Raw genomic sequence first — 16,739 nt, 5'->3', positions numbered from 1 at the left:
TGATGCTGCTCGTCCTGCTGCCGGTCACCGTCCTGCTGTCCTTCACGGCGTTCACCGCCATGACCCAGTGGCAGGAGGCGCGGACCCTGCGCGACTTCGACACCGCGATCGAGGTCTCGTTCACGACCAGCGAGGTCGGAGGCGCCGTCGCCCGTGAGCGGATCGCCGCGGTCGAGGCCCGGCTGGATGCCCGGCCGGACACCCTGCGCGCCCGGACGCAGGCCCAGCGGGTCACCGACGACGCCCTGCGGCACGCCTTCGGGGAAGCCGTGGACCGGCAGGTGGGGTCCGACGTCGCCGGGGTCCTCGACTCCGTACGCCGCCAACTGCACGCCCTGCGGGTCCAGACCGGTACCGGCTCGCTGGACGCCCGGACCCTCACCCAGCGGTACGAGGTGATCCAGAACAAGGTGCTCGACACGGTCGCCGGCCTCGAAGCCGGGCGCCCCACCCGGGCCGCGGGCCGCGCGGCCGACGCCCACATGGCGATGCTGCGGGCCGTCGCCGCCACCGAGAGCGAACGCGCGGAACTCGCCATCCTCTTCCACACACCCGGCGAGCGGCGCACCACCGCCGCCGCCGGCCGCTGGACCGAACTGGAGAAGTCGCAGCTCAGAAGGTTTCGGCTGACCGCCTCGGACGGACTGAACGCCGAACTGCACACCGTGATCTTCCAGGCCCCCGGACGCGAGGTCCGCACGGTCCGCGACCTGCTCGCCGCCGACACCGACCCCCGACCCGCCGACTGGCCCTCGTACGACAGCTGGCTCGACGACTCCGCGCGCTACGTCGACGCCCTGCGCGGCATCCAGGACCGCGCCGCCCGCGAACTCGACGACACCGCCCACCGCGATCTGCGCGCCATACGGGCCCAGGCCCTGACCGAACTGGGCATCTCCCTCGCCGTCCTGACCTTCGTCACCCTGCTCGCGCTGGCCCTGCGCCGCTCGATCACCCGCCCTCTCGGCGAGGTCTCCGAGGGCGCCCGCGCCCTGTCGGAGGGCGACCTCTCGTACGACATCCACTACACCGGACGCGACGAACTCGGGGACGTCGCCGACACGTTCCGCGAGCTGCGGGTGACCAGCGGACGGCTGGCCGGCGAGATCCGGGCCATGAACACCGCGATCGACGCGGGCCGGCTCTGCCACCGGGCCGACGTCGACTCCTTCGACGGCACCTGGGCCCAGCTGCTGGGCGGCATGAACGGCACCATGGCGTCCTTCGCCGCCGCCCACGGCCGCCGCAGACGAGCCGAACAGGAACTGGAGAGCATCTTCAACCTCTCCATGGACCTGCTCTGCATCAGCGGCGTCGACGGCTACTTCAAGCGCGTCAACCCGGCGTTCGAACGCACCCTGGGCTACCCGATCGAGACGCTGACCTCCCGGCCCCTGCTCGACTTCGTCCACGAGGAGGACCGGGACAAGACCCGCGAGACCATCGCGCTGCTGGCGAGCGGCACCGAGGTCGCCGAGTTCGAGAACCGGTACGTCCGCGCCGACGGCACCGAACGCTGGCTGCAGTGGAGCGCCCGGCCGGTCCCGGAGGAGGGCCTCATCTACGCGGCCGCCCGCGACGTCACCGAGAGCCGCCGGGCCGCGCTCGAACAGGCCGCGCTGCGCCGGGTCGCCACCGCGGTCGCGCGCGGCGTACCGCCGGCCGACGTGTTCGGGAAGGTCGCCGAGGAGGTGGCGTCCCTGCTGGGCACGGCGGCGGCCGTCCTGCGCCACGAGCCCGACGGCAGCGTCAAGGTCCTCGGGATCGCGCACGCGCGCGGGGACGAGGCCGCCGAGATCGTGCGTACGACCCGCCATGAGGCGGCCCGGAGGACCATCGACGAGGTGGCCCGCACCCGGAGCGCCGCCCGCTCGGGCACCTGTGTGGGCGCCCCCATCGTCGTCGAGGGCTGCCTGTGGGGGGTCGTCGTGGCCGCCTCGCTCCTCGACCCGTTGCCCGGGGGCACCGAGTCCCGGCTCGCCGACTTCACCGAACTGATCGCCACCGCGATCGCCAACGCCGACAGCCGCGCCCAGCTGGCCGCCTCCCGCGCGCGCGTGGTCGCCGCCGGGGACGCCTCCCGGCGGCGCATCGAACGCGACCTGCACGACGGCGTCCAGCAGCGCCTGGTCTCCCTGCAACTGGAACTGAGGATGGCCGAGACCCTGGTGGAGGACCCCTCCTCGGAACTGGCCCGGCGGCTTGACCAGCTGGCCAGGGGCCTCGACGACACCTTCCAGGAGCTGCTGCAGGTGGCCCGGGGCATCCACCCCTCCGTCCTCTCCAGGGGTGGCCTGGGCCCCGCTCTGCGCGCCCTGGCCCGCCGCTGCGCCGTGCCCGTGGAACTCGACCTCGCCTTCGGCAAGGCCCGCTTCCCGGAACAGGTCGAGGTGGCCGCCTACTACGTCATCTCCGAGAGCCTCACCAACACCGTCAAGCACGCGCGCGCGAACGTGGTGACCGTGGTGGCCGAGGAGCGCTCGGGCGTGCTGGAACTGGTCATCCGCGACGACGGCGACGGGGGGGCGGAGCCCGACAAGGGGTCGGGGCTGATCGGGCTCATCGACCGGGTGGAGGCGATCGGCGGCCGGTTGACGGTCGCCAGCCCGCCCGGCAGCGGGACGACGCTGAGCGTGCGTCTGCCGCTGACGCCGCCGCAGGAGGAGGACGCGGCGGTCGTCCAGCCGCGTGTGTGACGTGAGTGACCTGCGTGAGGTGTGTGACCGCCCGAAGCGTACGCGGTGAGGCCCGTTCAAGGGGGGAGTTCGGGACTCGGTACGGGCGTACGTTCCGGGCGGCCGAATCGGACGGCGGAGACGGCCGTCCGGTCCCGGGGCAGGGCGGGATGGCTCGCCGTCTCCCGTCGGAGGTGCCGGTCCACCCGCGGCCGCACATCTACGAGCATGGCGGACAGACGTTCAGGTGTCTTCACGGCCCTCCCCCAACTAGGCTTCCGGCTAGCCGTAAGACCCGTGTTCAGGCAGGCTGTCGAGACGAACGGGACAGGTCGGGCAAGGGGGAGACCGAGACCATGGAGGCCGATCAGCATCCGGTGCGCGGACGGGTGGTGCTCGCGGACGACGACGTGCTGCTGCGGGAGGGGCTGGCGAGCCTGTGCGAGCGCGTCGGCTACGAGGTGGCGGGCCAGGCGGGCGACGCCGACGGGCTCATGGACCTCGTCGAGACGGAGCTGCCGGACATCGCGATCGTCGACATCCGGATGCCGCCGACGCAGTCCACGGAGGGACTGAAGGCCGCCGGCACCATCCGGGAGCGGTATCCGTCGGTCGGGATCCTGGTGCTGTCGGCGTTCGTCGAGGTCGAGGACGCCCTGGAGCTGCTGGCCGGCGGGCGCAGCATCGGGTATCTGCTCAAGAGCCGGATCACGGTCGTGGACGAGTTCCTGGAGACCCTCGACCGCATCCGCCGGGGCGGGTCGGTGGTCGACCCCTCACTGGTGCAGGAGCTGGTGGCCGCGCAGCGCCGTGACGATCCGCTGTCGATGCTCAGCAATCGTGAGCGGGAGGTCCTCGGCCTGATGGCGGAGGGGCGGTCCAACTCGGGCATCGGCCGTCGGCTGTGGGTGACCGAGGGGACCGTGGAGAAGCATGTGCGCAGCATCCTCGGGAAACTGCGGCTGCCCGAGGAGCCGGACGACCACCGGCGGGTCCTGGCGGTACTGACCTTCCTGGAGACGCGTTAGAGCCCGGGGCGCGGTGCCGTCCGGCCGCTGCGCTCCGTCCACAGGGCCCCCGGGTTGTCACTCCCCGCCAGTAGGGTGTGGAGCATGGCCGATCCCTCCAGCTACCGCCCCAGCCCGGGGCAGATCCCGGACTCTCCCGGGGTGTACAAGTTCCGTGACGAGCACCGCCGGGTGATCTACGTCGGGAAGGCGAAGAGCCTGCGTCAGCGCCTGGCCAATTACTTCCAGGACCTGACCGGCCTCCACCCGCGCACCCGCACGATGGTCACCACGGCCGCCTCCGTGGAGTGGACCGTCGTGTCCACGGAGGTCGAGGCGCTGCAGCTGGAGTACTCCTGGATCAAGGAGTTCGACCCCCGGTTCAACGTCAAGTACCGCGACGACAAGAGCTATCCGTACCTCGCGGTCACGATGAACGAGCAGTACCCGCGCGTGCAGGTGATGCGCGGGCACAAGAAGAAGGGCGTGCGGTACTTCGGGCCGTACGCGCACGCGTGGGCGATCCGGGACACGGTCGACCTGCTGCTGCGCGTCTTCCCCGTACGCACCTGCTCGGCCGGGGTGTTCAAGAACGCGGCCCGCACCGGCCGGCCCTGTCTGCTCGGTTACATCGGCAAGTGCTCGGCGCCCTGCGTCGAGCGGATCTCCGCCGAGGACCACCGCGAACTGGCCGACGAGTTCAGCGACTTCATGGCGGGGCGCACCGGCACGTACATCCGCCGTCTGGAGAAGCGGATGACGGACGCGGCCGAGGACATGGAGTACGAGCGGGCCGCCCGGCTGCGTGACGACATCGAGGCCCTGAAGAAGGCCATGGAGAAGAACGCGGTCGTGCTCGCCGACGCGACCGACGCCGACCTGATCGCGGTCGCCGAGGACGAGCTGGAGGCGGCCGTCCAGATCTTCCACGTACGCGGCGGACGGGTGCGCGGACAGCGCGGCTGGGTCACCGACAAGGTCGAGGCCGTCACCACCGGTGACCTCGTCGAACACGCGCTCCAGCAGCTCTACGGCGAGGAGACCGGCGACTCCGTGCCCAAGGAGGTCCTGGTCCCGGCGCTGCCCGACCCCGTCGGACCCGTCCAGGAGTGGCTCACCGGCCGCCGCGGGGCGGGCGTCTCCCTGCGCATCCCGCAGCGCGGCGACAAGAAGGCGCTCATGGAGACCGTGGCACGCAACGCCCAGCAGTCGCTCGTCCTGCACAAGACCAAGCGGGCCTCCGACCTCACGACCCGCTCCCGCGCGCTGGAGGAGATCGCCGAGGCCCTCGACCTGGACAGCGCCCCCCTGCGGATCGAGTGCTACGACATCTCCCACCTCCAGGGCGACGACGTCGTGGCCTCCATGGTCGTCTTCGAGGACGGACTGGCCCGCAAGAGCGAGTACCGCCGCTTCCAGATCAAGGGCCGGGTCGGGGACACGCAGGTCTGGCACGGCGAGGGCCAGGACGACGTCCGCTCCATGCACGAGGTCATCGCCCGTCGCTTCCGGCGCTACCTCGCGGAGAAGGAGAAGACGGGCGAGTGGGTCGAGGAGGACGAGAACGCGGGCATCGACCCGAACGCCTTCACCGAGGAGGACGGCCGCCCCAAGCGGTTCGCCTACCCGCCCCAGCTCGTCGTCGTCGACGGCGGGCAGCCGCAGGTCGCCGCCGCCCGGCGGGCGCTCGACGAGCTGGGCATCGACGACATCGCCGTCTGCGGCCTCGCCAAGCGCCTGGAGGAGGTCTGGGTGCCCGGCGAGGACGACCCGGTGGTCCTGCCCCGCAGCAGCGAGGGCCTCTACCTCCTGCAGCGGGTCCGCGACGAGGCCCACCGCTTCGCCATCACCTACCAGCGCGCCAAACGCGCCAAGCGTTTCCGGGCGAGCCCCTTGGACGACGTGCCCGGCCTCGGGGACGCTCGCAAGCAGGCCCTGCTGAAACACTTCGGTTCGCTGAAGAAGCTGCGCTCCGCGACGATCGACCAGATCTGCGAGGTCCCCGGCATAGGCCGCAAGACGGCCGAGACCATCGCCGTGGCCCTCGCCGAGGCGGCTCCGGCCGCGCCCGCCGTGAACACGGCCACTGGAGAGATCATGGATGAGGAGGAGCCCGGTACGACGGCGGACCCCTCTGGGGAGCCCGTGGCCGCGGGCGCCCCGGACCGGCGGCGAGGGCAGGAGACATGACCGAGCACGACGAACGACCGGAACTCCCGGAGCCCACAGAACTCCCGGGGCGCCCGGAGCGTCCGGAAGAGCAGCACCACGAGCACACGGCGGAGCGCGGGGAGGCCCACAGCGCGGTGGGCGACGCAACCCCGCAGCACCCAGCGCCACAGGAAGACGGAGCACACGTGAGTACGGGCATCGAAACAGCCGGGGTCCCCGAGGCGGCCATCCCCGAGCTGGTCATCATCTCCGGCATGTCCGGCGCCGGACGGTCCACGGCCGCCAAGTGTCTGGAGGACCTCGGCTGGTTCGTCGTCGACAACCTGCCACCCGCGCTGATCCCCACCATGGTGGAACTCGGCGCCCGCTCCCAGGGGAACGTGGCCCGGATCGCGGTCGTCGTCGACGTCCGCGGCCGCCGCTTCTTCGACAACCTCCGCGACTCCCTCGCGGACCTGGAGACCAAGCACGTCACCCGGCGCATCGTCTTCCTGGAGTCCTCCGACGACGCCCTCGTGCGCCGCTTCGAGTCGGTCCGCCGCCCGCACCCCCTCCAGGGCGACGGCCGCATCACCGACGGCATCGCCGCCGAGCGGGAACTGCTGCGCGAGCTGCGCGGCGACGCCGACCTGGTCATCGACACCTCCAGCCTGAACGTGCACGAGCTGCGCGCCAAGATGGACGCCCAGTTCGCCGGCGACGAGGAGCCCGAGCTGCGGGCCACCGTCATGTCCTTCGGCTTCAAGTACGGCCTCCCGGTCGACGCCGACCTGGTCGTGGACATGCGCTTCCTGCCCAACCCGCACTGGGTCCCGGAGCTGCGCCCGTTCACCGGTCTGAACGAGGAGGTCTCCGCGTACGTCTTCAACCAGCCCGGCGCCAAGGAGTTCCTCGACCGCTACACCGAGCTGCTGCAGATGATCGCCGCCGGCTACCGCCGCGAGGGCAAGCGGTACGTGACCATCGCGGTCGGCTGCACCGGCGGCAAGCACCGCTCGGTCGCCACCTCCGAGAAGCTCGCCGCCCGCCTCGCCTCCCAGGGCGTCGAAACCGTCGTCGTGCACCGGGACATGGGGCGCGAGTGACCGGACGTGCTGCTCTGCGGTTGGGCAGACTGCGCCGCGTCACCCCCGAGGGCCGCGCGGGCCAGCCCGCCGAGGCGCGCGGGGCCAAGCCGCGCCGCCGGGGAGCCCAGCCCAAGGTCGTCGCGCTCGGCGGCGGCATGGGCCTGTCCGCCTCGCTCGCCGCCCTGCGCCGGATCACCGGCGACCTCACCGCCGTGGTCACCGTCGCCGACGACGGCGGCTCCAGCGGACGCCTGCGGGACGAGCTGGGCGTCCTGCCGCCCGGCGACCTGCGCAAGGCGCTGGCCGCGCTGTGCGGCGACGACGACTGGGGCCAGACCTGGGCCCGTGTCATCCAGCACCGCTTCCAGTCCCAGGGCGACCTGCACGAACACGCGGTCGGCAACCTGCTGATCGTCGCCCTGTGGGAACAGCTCGGCGACCATGTCCAGGCCCTCGACCTGGTGGGCAGGCTGCTGGGTGCCCAGGGCCGGGTGCTGCCCATGTCGGCCGTACCGCTGGAGCTCCAGGCCCTGGTCAAGGGGCACGATCCGGCGCGCCCGGACGACGTCGAGACGGTCCGGGGGCAGGCGACCGTCGCACTCACCCCCGGTGAGGTGCAGTCCGTGCACGTCGTGCCGCACGACCCGCCCGCCGTGCCCGAGGCCGTCGCGGCGGTCCGCGACGCCGACTGGGTGGTCCTCGGTCCCGGCTCCTGGTTCTCCTCGGTGATCCCGCACCTGCTCGTGCCCGAGCTGCTCGACGCGCTCACCGAGACCAAGGCCCGGCTCGTGCTGTCGCTGAACCTCGCACCGCAGCCGGGAGAAACCGATGGCTTCTCCCCGCAGCGTCATTTGGAGGTTTTGGCACGACACGCCCCTAAACTCGCCCTGGACGTGGTGCTGGCCGACGAGGCCGCCGTGCCCGACCGCGACTCCCTGACCGACGCCGCCAAACGGTTCGGCGCCGCGGTCGAGCTGGCGCCGGTGGCCCGGCCCGACGGATCTCCGCGGCACGACCCGGAGCTGTTGGCCGCCGCGTACGACCGTATTTTTCGGATGCATGGAAGGATCGGCCCATGGCGATGACGGCAGCGGTGAAGGACGAGATCTCCCGGCTACCCGTCACCCGGACCTGCTGCAGAAAGGCGGAGGTCTCGGCGATCCTGCGGTTCGCGGGCGGGCTGCACCTGGTGAGCGGACGCATCGTGATCGAGGCGGAGCTGGACACCGCGATGGCGGCCCGCAGACTCAAGCGGGACATCCTGGAGATCTTCGGCCACAGCTCCGAACTGATCGTGATGGCGCCCGGCGGCCTGCGCAGAGGCTCGCGCTATGTCGTACGCGTGGTGGCGGGCGGCGACCAGCTGGCCCGGCAGACCGGTCTGGTGGACGGCCGCGGCCGCCCCATCCGGGGCCTTCCCCCGCAGGTCGTCTCCGGGGCCACCTGTGACGCCGAGGCGGCCTGGCGCGGCGCCTTCCTGGCCCACGGCTCGCTCACCGAGCCCGGCCGCTCGTCCTCCCTGGAGGTGACCTGCCCGGGCCCGGAGGCGGCGCTCGCGCTGGTCGGCGCCGCCCGCCGGCTGTCGATCGCGGCGAAGGCCCGCGAGGTACGGGGCGTGGACCGGGTGGTCGTCCGGGACGGGGACGCGATCGGCGCGCTCCTGACCCGCCTCGGCGCCCACGAGTCCGTGCTGGCGTGGGAGGAGCGGCGGATGCGTCGCGAGGTCCGGGCCACGGCGAACCGGCTCGCCAACTTCGACGATGCCAACCTGCGCCGCTCGGCCCGTGCCGCCGTCGCCGCCGGCGCCCGCGTGGGCCGTGCCCTGGAGATCCTCGCCGACGACGTCCCCGAGCACCTCGCGGCCGCGGGGCGGCTGCGCATGGAGCACAAGCAGGCCTCCCTGGAGGAGCTGGGCGCGCTCGCCGACCCGCCGCTCACCAAGGACGCCGTCGCGGGCCGGATCCGCCGTCTGCTGGCCATGGCCGACAAGCGCGCGTCGGACCTCGGCATCCCGGGCACCGAGGCCAGCATCACCGAGGAGATGGCCGAAAACCTGGTGGGGTGACAGATCATCGGGGGAGGCTCAACTCGCCGGTGCCGACGGCCACTTGTGCATGTCGGCACCGGCTTTCTGCTTTCCGCGTGAATTCCGTGATTGGCCTGTGTCGCCTCCTTGACTTGGCCCAGATCTGACATGAGCCTGGCGTCTGTTCGCTACTGGGGCGAACAATGCAAGGGGGGCTCATGAGACGAAGAGCGAGATCGATCCTCGCCGCCGGCGCACTCCTGCTGGGCGGTGGCGCGGGACTCGCGCCGCTGGCCCAGGCCGCCGAGAACGACGGCTCCGACACCGACGAAGTCAAAGTCTTCCGGGCCGAGGTGACGAAGAAGCAGATACCGCTGCTGCTCGCCGCCGGGCAGGACGGTCACGAACTCAGCGAGCAGGCACCCGAGAAGGGCACCGCGTCGGTCGAGGTCTACCTCACCGACAAACAGGCGGACGCCCTGGAGGAGCAGGGCGTCAAGCTGAAGGAGCACCAGCTCACGCGTAAGGCGGAGGCGCGTGTGGACGCCGCCGCCGACGGGGTCTACCGCCCCTACAGCGGAGCCGGGAACATCAAGGAGGAGATCCTGCGGACGGGTCAGGAGAACCCGTCCCTGACCAAGGTGGTCTCCCTCGGCACGTCCCTCCAGGGCCAGGACATCCTCGCCGTGAAGCTGACCAAGGACGCGAAGAAGACCAAGGACGGTGCCAAGCCGTCCGTGCTGTACATGTCCAACCAGCACGCGCGCGAGTGGATCACGCCGGAGATGACCCGGCGCCTGATGCACCACTACCTGGACAACTACAAGACGGACAAGCGGATCAAGAAGATCGTCGACTCCACCGAGCTGTGGTTCGTGATCTCCGCCAACCCGGACGGCTACGACTTCACCCACCGCGACGCCGCCAACCGCCAGTGGCGCAAGAACCTGCGGGACGTCAACGGCGACAACGCCATCACCGTCGGCGACGGCGTCGACCTCAACCGCAACTTCGCCTACAAGTGGGGCTACGACAACGAGGGCTCGTCCCCGTTCCCCACCAGCGAGACCTACCGCGGCGGCGGCCCGGGCTCGGAGCCCGAGACCAAGGCCCTGGACGCCTTCGAGAAGCGCATCGGCTTCGAGTACGGCATCAACTACCACTCGGCCGCCGAACTCATCCTCTACGGGGTCGGCTGGCAGGTGGCCACGCCCAGCCCGGACGACGTGCTCTACAAGTCGCTGGCCGGTACCCCGGACAACCCCGCGGTCCCCGGCTACCACCCCCAGCTCTCCTCCGAGCTGTACACCACCAACGGTGAGGCGGACGGCCACGCGGCCAACGTCAACGGCACGGCGATGTTCACCCCCGAGATGTCGACCTGCCAGACGGCGTCGAACATCGACCCGAACGACGCCTGGAAGCCCGAGGACTGCGCCTCCGTCTTCACGTTCCCGGACGACGAGAAGCTGATCCAGCAGGAGTTCGCGAAGAACATCCCGTTCGCGCTCTCCGTCGCCGAGTCCGCCGCCACGCCCGACCGGCCGAAGTCCTCGGTCGGCGTCGACGCCCCCGACTTCACCCCGGCGACGTTCGGCACGTCGTACTCGCGCGGCAAGAAGCAGGAGGTCTCCGTCGTCGCCCGCAGGTCCGTGAGCGACAAGGAGCTGAACTACCGGGTCAACGGCCGCGGCGCCACGTACCAGGAGAGGCTCAAGCCCTGGAAGGGCGGGGAGACCTTCGGCGGTGAGGACAACCTCTGGTTCGACGAGTACCGGGCCAGGGTGCGCGAGGGCGAGCCCGGCGACAAGGTCGAGGTCTGGTTCACCGGTGAGACCAAGAGCGGCAAGCCCACCAAGAGCGAGCGCTTCACCTACACCGTGGCCGAACGCCCCAAGGGCGACATCCTCGTCGTCGCCGAGGAGGGCGCGACCGCGACCCAGACGCAGGCCTACGTCGACGCCCTGAAGGCCAACAACAAGAGGGCGCTCGTCTGGGATGTCGCGACCCAGGGCGCTCCCGACGCGCTCGGCGTACTGGAGCACTTCAAGACCGTCGTGCACTATACGGGCGCCGTCCGTCCGGGCGTCGCCACCCAGCTCGCCCTGCGCGCCTACCTCAACGAGGGCGGCAAGCTGATCGAGGCGGGCGAGAGCGCCGGCGGTTCCGTCGACCTCGGCGACGGCACCCTGTCGAACGACTTCAGCCAGTACTACCTGGGCGCCTACAGCCGCACCTCACTGCCCAACGCCACCGCCTTCGCGGGCCTCGGCAAGCTCGGCGGCTTCAGTGGCAAGCTCGGCGACGCGCCCGGGAACCCGCTGAACACGGCCGGTTCCTTCGGGGTCACCTCCGACGCCCTGCCCGTGGAGACGTTCCCGCAGTTCAAGAGCGCGGGAGCGGGCCAGTACCCCGGGACCGTCAACCCGTACGGCCCGTACGAGGGCGCGTCCATGGCGGCCGCCACGCACACCGACTACGCGTGGAACCGTCTCACCCGCACCATCGACCTCACCTCGGTGAGCGCGGCCGACAGGCCCGCCCTGCGCAGCCAGCTGCTGTGGAGCACCGAGGAGGGCTACGACCACGCCCTGCTGGAGGCGCACACGGTGGGGGCGGACGACTGGACGACGCTGCCGGAGGCCGGCGGCGCCACCTCCACCGCCGTGCCCGTCGAGTGCGAGGCCGGGTACTTCATCCAGGGCCACCCGGCGCTGAAGCGGTACCTGACCCTGGGCTCCGGCGGCTGCACGCCCACCGGCACCAGCGGCTCCTGGAACAGCTTCACCGGGGCCTCGGACGGCTGGCAGAAGGTCGAGTTCGACCTGTCCGCGTACGCCGGGAAGAAGGTCGAGGTGTCGCTCAGCTACGTCACCGACCCCGGTTCCGGCGGTCGTGGCGTCCTGGCCGACAACGCCACCGTCGTCATCGGCGGCACGGCCGGCGCGGTCGAGGGCTTCGAGACGTCGCTCGGTGCCTGGAGCACTCCCGGTCCGCCCGCGGGCAGCCCGGCCGTGGTGAAGGACTGGGGCCTGTCGGGTGAACTGTTCAAGACCTACGGCGCGGTCACCACGGGCGACACCGTGCTGCTGGGCTTCGGTCTGGAGCAGGTCCCCGCGGCCGCCGACCGCAAGGCACTGCTCGGCAAGGCGCTGGCTGCTCTGAAGAACTGAGCGCCGACTGCGCCGAACGGCTGGAAGAAGGCCTCGTGAGCGGCCCTGCGGACGTCTGGAATCAGATGATCGGAGGGCCGCTCAAAAGGTAATCGCCTTGCAAAACCAGGGCGGTCCGTACCCCTACTGGCGAGTACGGACCGCACCGGCATGTATAGGGCATCTCGATGTCACTCGACGGGCCCGGGGGAGGTAGGGTCGTAGGCGGTCGGGGACATCCCATACAGCTCGCCGGCACTGAGCCGGCGTACCAACGAGGAGATCGGTTCGTGACGATCCGCGTAGGCATCAACGGCTTTGGCCGCATCGGTCGTAACTACTTCCGCGCGCTGCTGGAGCAGGGTGCTGACATCGAGATCGTGGCTGTCAACGACCTGGGTGACACCGCGACCACCGCACACCTCCTGAAGTACGACACCATCCTGGGCCGTCTCAAGGCCGAGGTGTCGCACACCGCCGACACGATCACCGTGGACGGCCACACCATCAAGGTCCTCTCCGAGCGCAACCCCGCCGACATCCCGTGGGGTGAGCTGGGCGTCGACATCGTGATCGAGTCCACCGGCATCTTCACGAAGAAGGCCGACGCCGCGAAGCACCTCGCCGGCGGCGCCAAGAAGGTCCTCATCTCGGCTCCGGCCAAGGACGAGGACATCACCATCGTGATGGGCGTCAACCAGGACAAGTACGACGCGGCCAACCACCACGTCATCTCCAACGCCTCCTGCACCACCAACTGTGTGGCGCCGATGGCCAAGGTCCTCGACGAGAACTTCGGCATCGTCAAGGGTCTGATGACGACGGTCCACGCGTACACCAACGACCAGCGCATCCTGGACTTCCCGCACTCGGACCTGCGCCGCGCCCGCGCCGCCGCCGAGAACATCATCCCGACCACCACCGGTGCCGCGAAGGCCACCGCGCTGGTCCTCCCGCAGCTCAAGGGCAAGCTCGACGGCATCGCGATGCGCGTCCCGGTCCCGACCGGCTCGGCCACCGACCTGGTCGTCACGCTGCAGCGCGAGGTCACCAAGGACGAGGTCAACGCCGCGTTCAAGAAGGCCTCCGAGGACGGCGACCTCAAGGGCTACCTGGCCTACACCGAGGACGAGATCGTCTCCTCGGACATCGTCAGCGACCCGGCCTCCTGCACCTTCGACTCCTCCCTGACCATGGTCCAGGAGGGCAACACGGTGAAGATCCTCGGCTGGTACGACAACGAGTGGGGCTACTCCAACCGCCTCGTCGACCTCACGGTCTTCGTCGGCGAGCAGCTCTGACCGACAGAGCAGGCACCTTCGTGTGACGTCGGGGCCCGTGCGGCGCAGGGACGCGCCGCCCGGGCCCCGACCCACGTACACAGCGGCCCTCCTACGATCACGAGCACCACACGTCCTCCCCGGGAGCCCTCTTTCATGAAGACGATCGACGAACTCCTCGCCGGGCCGGTCGCCGGCAAGCGGGTCTTCGTCCGCGCCGACCTCAACGTGCCGCTGGACGGCACGACCATCACCGACGACGGCCGCATCCGCGCCGTGCTGCCCACCGTCAAGGCACTGGCCGAGGCGGGCGCGCGGGTCGTCGTCGCCTCGCACCTGGGCCGCCCCAAGGGCGCCCCGGACCCGGCCTTCTCCCTCGCCCCGGCCGCCGCCCGCCTCGGTGAACTCCTGGGCGCCGACGTGGCGTTCGCGACGGACACCGTCGGCGAGTCCGCCACGGCCACCGTCGCGGGCCTGGGCGACGGCCAGGTCGCCGTCGTGGAGAACCTGCGCTTCAACGCCGGCGAGACGAGCAAGGACGACGCCGAGCGCGCCGCCTTCGCCGACCAGCTGGCCGCCCTCGCCGACGTCTACGTCGGCGACGGCTTCGGCGCGGTGCACAGGAAGCACGCCTCGGTCTTCGACCTGCCGGCCCGCCTGCCGTACTACGCCGGATACCTCATCGCCACCGAGGTCGGCGTCCTGAAGAAGCTCACCGACGACGTCCAGCGCCCCTACGTGGTCGCGCTTGGCGGCGCCAAGGTCTCCGACAAGCTGGCCGTCATCGACCAGTTGCTCGGCAAGGCCGACCGCATCCTCATCGGCGGCGGCATGGCGTACACCTTCCTCAAGGCCCAGGGCCACGAGATCGGCAGCTCCCTCCTCCAGGAGGACCAGCTCGACGCCGTCAAGGAGTACGTGGAGCGCGCGGAGCGGACCGGTGTCGAACTGGTCCTGCCCGTCGACGCCGTCGTCGCGCCCGGATTCCCGGACCTGAAGAGCAAGGCCCCGGCCGACGCCACCGCGGTCGCCGCGGACGCCATGCCGACCGACCGGATGGGCCTGGACATCGGCCCGGAGTCGAACAAGCTGTACGCCTCGAAGATCGCCGACGCCGCCACCGTCTTCTGGAACGGCCCCATGGGCGTCTTCGAACACCCCGATTTCGCCGAGGGCACCAAGGCGGTCGCCCAGGCACTCCTCGACTCCGAGGCCTTCACGGTCGTCGGCGGCGGAGACTCCGCCGCGGCCGTGCGCATCCTCGGCTTCGACGAGAACGCATTCGGCCACATCTCGACCGGTGGTGGCGCCTCCCTCGAATACCTCGAGGGCAAGACGCTCCCCGGGCTCGCCGCACTGGAGGACTGACCCTCGATGACCGCTACGGAACAGAGCCGCCTGCCCCTCATGGCGGGCAACTGGAAGATGAACCTCAACCACCTCGAGGCCATCGCGCACGTCCAGAAGCTCGCCTTCGCCCTCGCCGACAAGGACTACGAGGCCTGTGAGGTCGCGGTCCTGCCGCCCTTCACCGACCTGCGCTCGGTCCAGACCCTGGTCGACGGCGACAAGCTCAAGATCAAGTACGGCGCCCAGGACCTCTCGGCCCACGACTCAGGTGCCTACACCGGAGAGATCTCCGGGCCGATGCTGGCCAAGCTCAAGTGCACGTTCGTGGCGATCGGCCACTCCGAGCGCCGCCAGTACCACGACGAGACCGACGAGATCGTCAACGCCAAGGTCAAGGCCGCCTACAAGCACGGCCTGACCCCGATCCTGTGCGTCGGGGAGGAGCTGGAGGTCCGCGAGGCGGGCAACCACGTCTCCCACACGCTCGCCCAGGTCGAGGGCGGTCTCAAGGACGTCCCCGCCGAGCAGGCCGAGACCGTCGTGGTCGCCTACGAGCCCGTCTGGGCCATCGGCACCGGCAAGGTCTGCGGCGCCGAGGACGCGCAGGAGGTCTGCGCGGCCATCCGCGGCAAGCTCGCCGAGCTGTACTCCCAGGAGATCGCCGACAGGATCCGCATCCAGTACGGCGGTTCGGTCAAGGCCGGCAACGTCGCCGAGATCATGGCGCAGGCCGACATCGACGGCGCCCTCGTCGGCGGTGCCTCCCTGGACGCGGACGAGTTCGTCAAGATCGTGCGCTTCCGCGACCAGTGAGTAGGCCCTGACGGCGTAACGTCGTACTCTTGCGGGGACCGGCCACGCGGCCGGTCCCCGCAGTCCATCAGAATCCGAGGAAGTTGGTCCAGCCGTGGTTATGGGGTTCTCGATCGCCCTGATCGTCTTCAGCCTGCTGATGATGCTGCTGGTGCTGATGCACAAGGGCAAGGGCGGAGGCCTCTCCGACATGTTCGGTGGCGGTATGCAGTCCTCCGTCGGCGGCTCCTCGGTCGCCGAGCGCAACCTCGACCGGATCACCGTCGTGGTCGGTCTGTTGTGGTTCGCGTGCATCATCGTCCTCGGCATCCTGATGAAGGTCAACAACTGACCTTTGGGCCGACACCGAGAGACAACGCGTCACGGACGCACCAATCCGCACGTAAAGCCCCATGACGGGTACGCGACTTCGAACGCGGCCTATCATGGGGCTTGCGTCTGTGGGCGGGATGTAACTCCAATCACTGGACGCGCGTTGGGCCTTACGTAGACTGAGGCGCTCGCAGCGAAGCGAAACGCCGACTCGCTTCGCCGCACCATTACGCAGGGAGTTACGACCGTGGCAAGTGGCAACGCGATCCGAGGAAGCCGGGTCGGGGCGGGGCCGATGGGCGAAGCCGAGCGCGGCGAGTCCGCACCCCGGCTGCGCATCTCCTTCTGGTGCTCCAACGGACACGAGACCCAGCCGAGTTTCGCCAGCGACGCACAGGTCCCCGACACCTGGGACTGCCCGCGCTGCGGCTTCCCGGCCGGACAGGACCGCGACAACCCCCCGGACCCACCGCGCACCGAGCCCTACAAGACGCACCTCGCGTATGTGCGAGAGCGCCGCAGCGACGCGGACGGCGAGGCGATCCTCGCCGAGGCGCTCGCCAAACTGCGGGGCGAGATCTAGAAGTCGACACCGGCCGGGCACCGAAGGTGCCTGGCCGGAGCTGTTCCGGGGCTGCGGCCCGCGAGTTCCGCGTTCCTGCTGGTCAGGGCGCTTACCGGAGCGTGGTCATGTTCCGCGGAGCGCGCCGCCGATGTCGGTTGCCGTCGGCTTTCCCCGCCCTGTCCGTCGCCGTGCTGATACCGGTGCTCGGTAGGGACGTATCCGTTGTTGCACCGGACGACCGCGGGACGACGGCTCGTGTTCCCTTGTGATCAATTAGGTTGGGACCGGCAGCGGGGCAAGGTACGCAGGACCAGGTAGGA

The 16,739-nt window shown here is 70.4% G+C and carries 12 protein-coding genes; all 12 read left to right on the top strand.

The genetic code is table 11. From position 1 onward, the window contains the following. Nucleotides 1-2 precede the first annotated feature (2 nt). The 12 genes from STRBO_RS0128780 to STRBO_RS0128725 all read left to right on the top strand — a co-directional run bounded on the left by STRBO_RS0128780 (nt 3) and on the right by STRBO_RS0128725 (nt 16,437). The gene (locus STRBO_RS0128780; protein ID WP_005477947.1) at nt 3-2,696 is read left to right on the top strand and encodes a PAS domain S-box protein; all 2,694 of its coding nucleotides are present in this window, start codon (nt 3-5) and stop codon (nt 2,694-2,696) included. Between the two features lie 335 nt (nt 2,697-3,031). After that, the gene (locus tag STRBO_RS0128775; RefSeq protein ID WP_020115213.1) at nt 3,032-3,703 is read left to right on the top strand and encodes a response regulator transcription factor; all 672 of its coding nucleotides are present in this window, start codon (nt 3,032-3,034) and stop codon (nt 3,701-3,703) included. Nucleotides 3,704-3,787: 84 nt separating this feature from the next. Beyond that, nucleotides 3,788-5,872 (top strand): excinuclease ABC subunit UvrC, encoded by a 2,085-nt coding sequence (uvrC, locus tag STRBO_RS0128770; RefSeq protein ID WP_005477945.1) that lies wholly within the window; start codon nt 3,788-3,790, stop codon nt 5,870-5,872. Next, nucleotides 5,869-6,939, top strand: coding sequence for an RNase adapter RapZ (gene rapZ / locus STRBO_RS0128765; protein WP_005477944.1), 1,071 nt, complete (start codon nt 5,869-5,871; stop codon nt 6,937-6,939). The genes uvrC and rapZ overlap by 4 nt, the downstream gene beginning before the upstream one ends. Next, on the top strand, nt 6,936-8,006 hold the full coding sequence (locus tag STRBO_RS0128760) for a gluconeogenesis factor YvcK family protein (protein WP_005477943.1): 1,071 nt from the start codon (nt 6,936-6,938) through the stop codon (nt 8,004-8,006). The genes rapZ and STRBO_RS0128760 overlap by 4 nt, the downstream gene beginning before the upstream one ends. Beyond that, complete coding sequence (gene whiA / locus STRBO_RS0128755; RefSeq protein WP_005477942.1) at nt 7,997-8,986, top strand: DNA-binding protein WhiA; 990 nt, start codon at nt 7,997-7,999, stop codon at nt 8,984-8,986. Before STRBO_RS0128760 ends, whiA begins: the two co-directional genes overlap by 10 nt. A gap of 179 nt (nt 8,987-9,165) precedes the next feature. Continuing rightward, nucleotides 9,166-12,120, top strand: coding sequence for a M14 family metallopeptidase (locus tag STRBO_RS0128750; protein WP_005477941.1), 2,955 nt, complete (start codon nt 9,166-9,168; stop codon nt 12,118-12,120). Nucleotides 12,121-12,389: 269 nt separating this feature from the next. Beyond that, nucleotides 12,390-13,400, top strand: coding sequence for a type I glyceraldehyde-3-phosphate dehydrogenase (gene gap / locus STRBO_RS0128745; protein WP_005477940.1), 1,011 nt, complete (start codon nt 12,390-12,392; stop codon nt 13,398-13,400). Between the two features lie 135 nt (nt 13,401-13,535). Beyond that, the gene (locus tag STRBO_RS0128740; RefSeq protein WP_005477939.1) at nt 13,536-14,747 is read left to right on the top strand and encodes a phosphoglycerate kinase; all 1,212 of its coding nucleotides are present in this window, start codon (nt 13,536-13,538) and stop codon (nt 14,745-14,747) included. Between the two features lie 6 nt (nt 14,748-14,753). Beyond that, nucleotides 14,754-15,542, top strand: coding sequence for a triose-phosphate isomerase (tpiA, locus tag STRBO_RS0128735; protein ID WP_020115210.1), 789 nt, complete (start codon nt 14,754-14,756; stop codon nt 15,540-15,542). 100 nt (nt 15,543-15,642) lie between these two features. Beyond that, on the top strand, nt 15,643-15,873 hold the full coding sequence (secG, locus tag STRBO_RS0128730; RefSeq protein WP_005477937.1) for a preprotein translocase subunit SecG: 231 nt from the start codon (nt 15,643-15,645) through the stop codon (nt 15,871-15,873). A 228-nt stretch (nt 15,874-16,101) separates the two neighbouring features. Next, nucleotides 16,102-16,437: an RNA polymerase-binding protein RbpA gene (locus tag STRBO_RS0128725; RefSeq protein WP_003957010.1), complete on the top strand. Its 336-nt coding sequence runs from the start codon at nt 16,102-16,104 to the stop codon at nt 16,435-16,437. The last annotated feature ends 302 nt before the right edge of the window (nt 16,438-16,739 follow it).

Origin of the sequence: Streptomyces bottropensis ATCC 25435 (assembly GCF_000383595.1) — a bacterium.
Classification (GTDB): Bacteria; Actinomycetota; Actinomycetes; order Streptomycetales; family Streptomycetaceae; genus Streptomyces; species Streptomyces bottropensis.
Note: the sequence above shows the minus strand (reverse complement) of the source record. Positions and strands in the feature narration are given on the sequence as shown.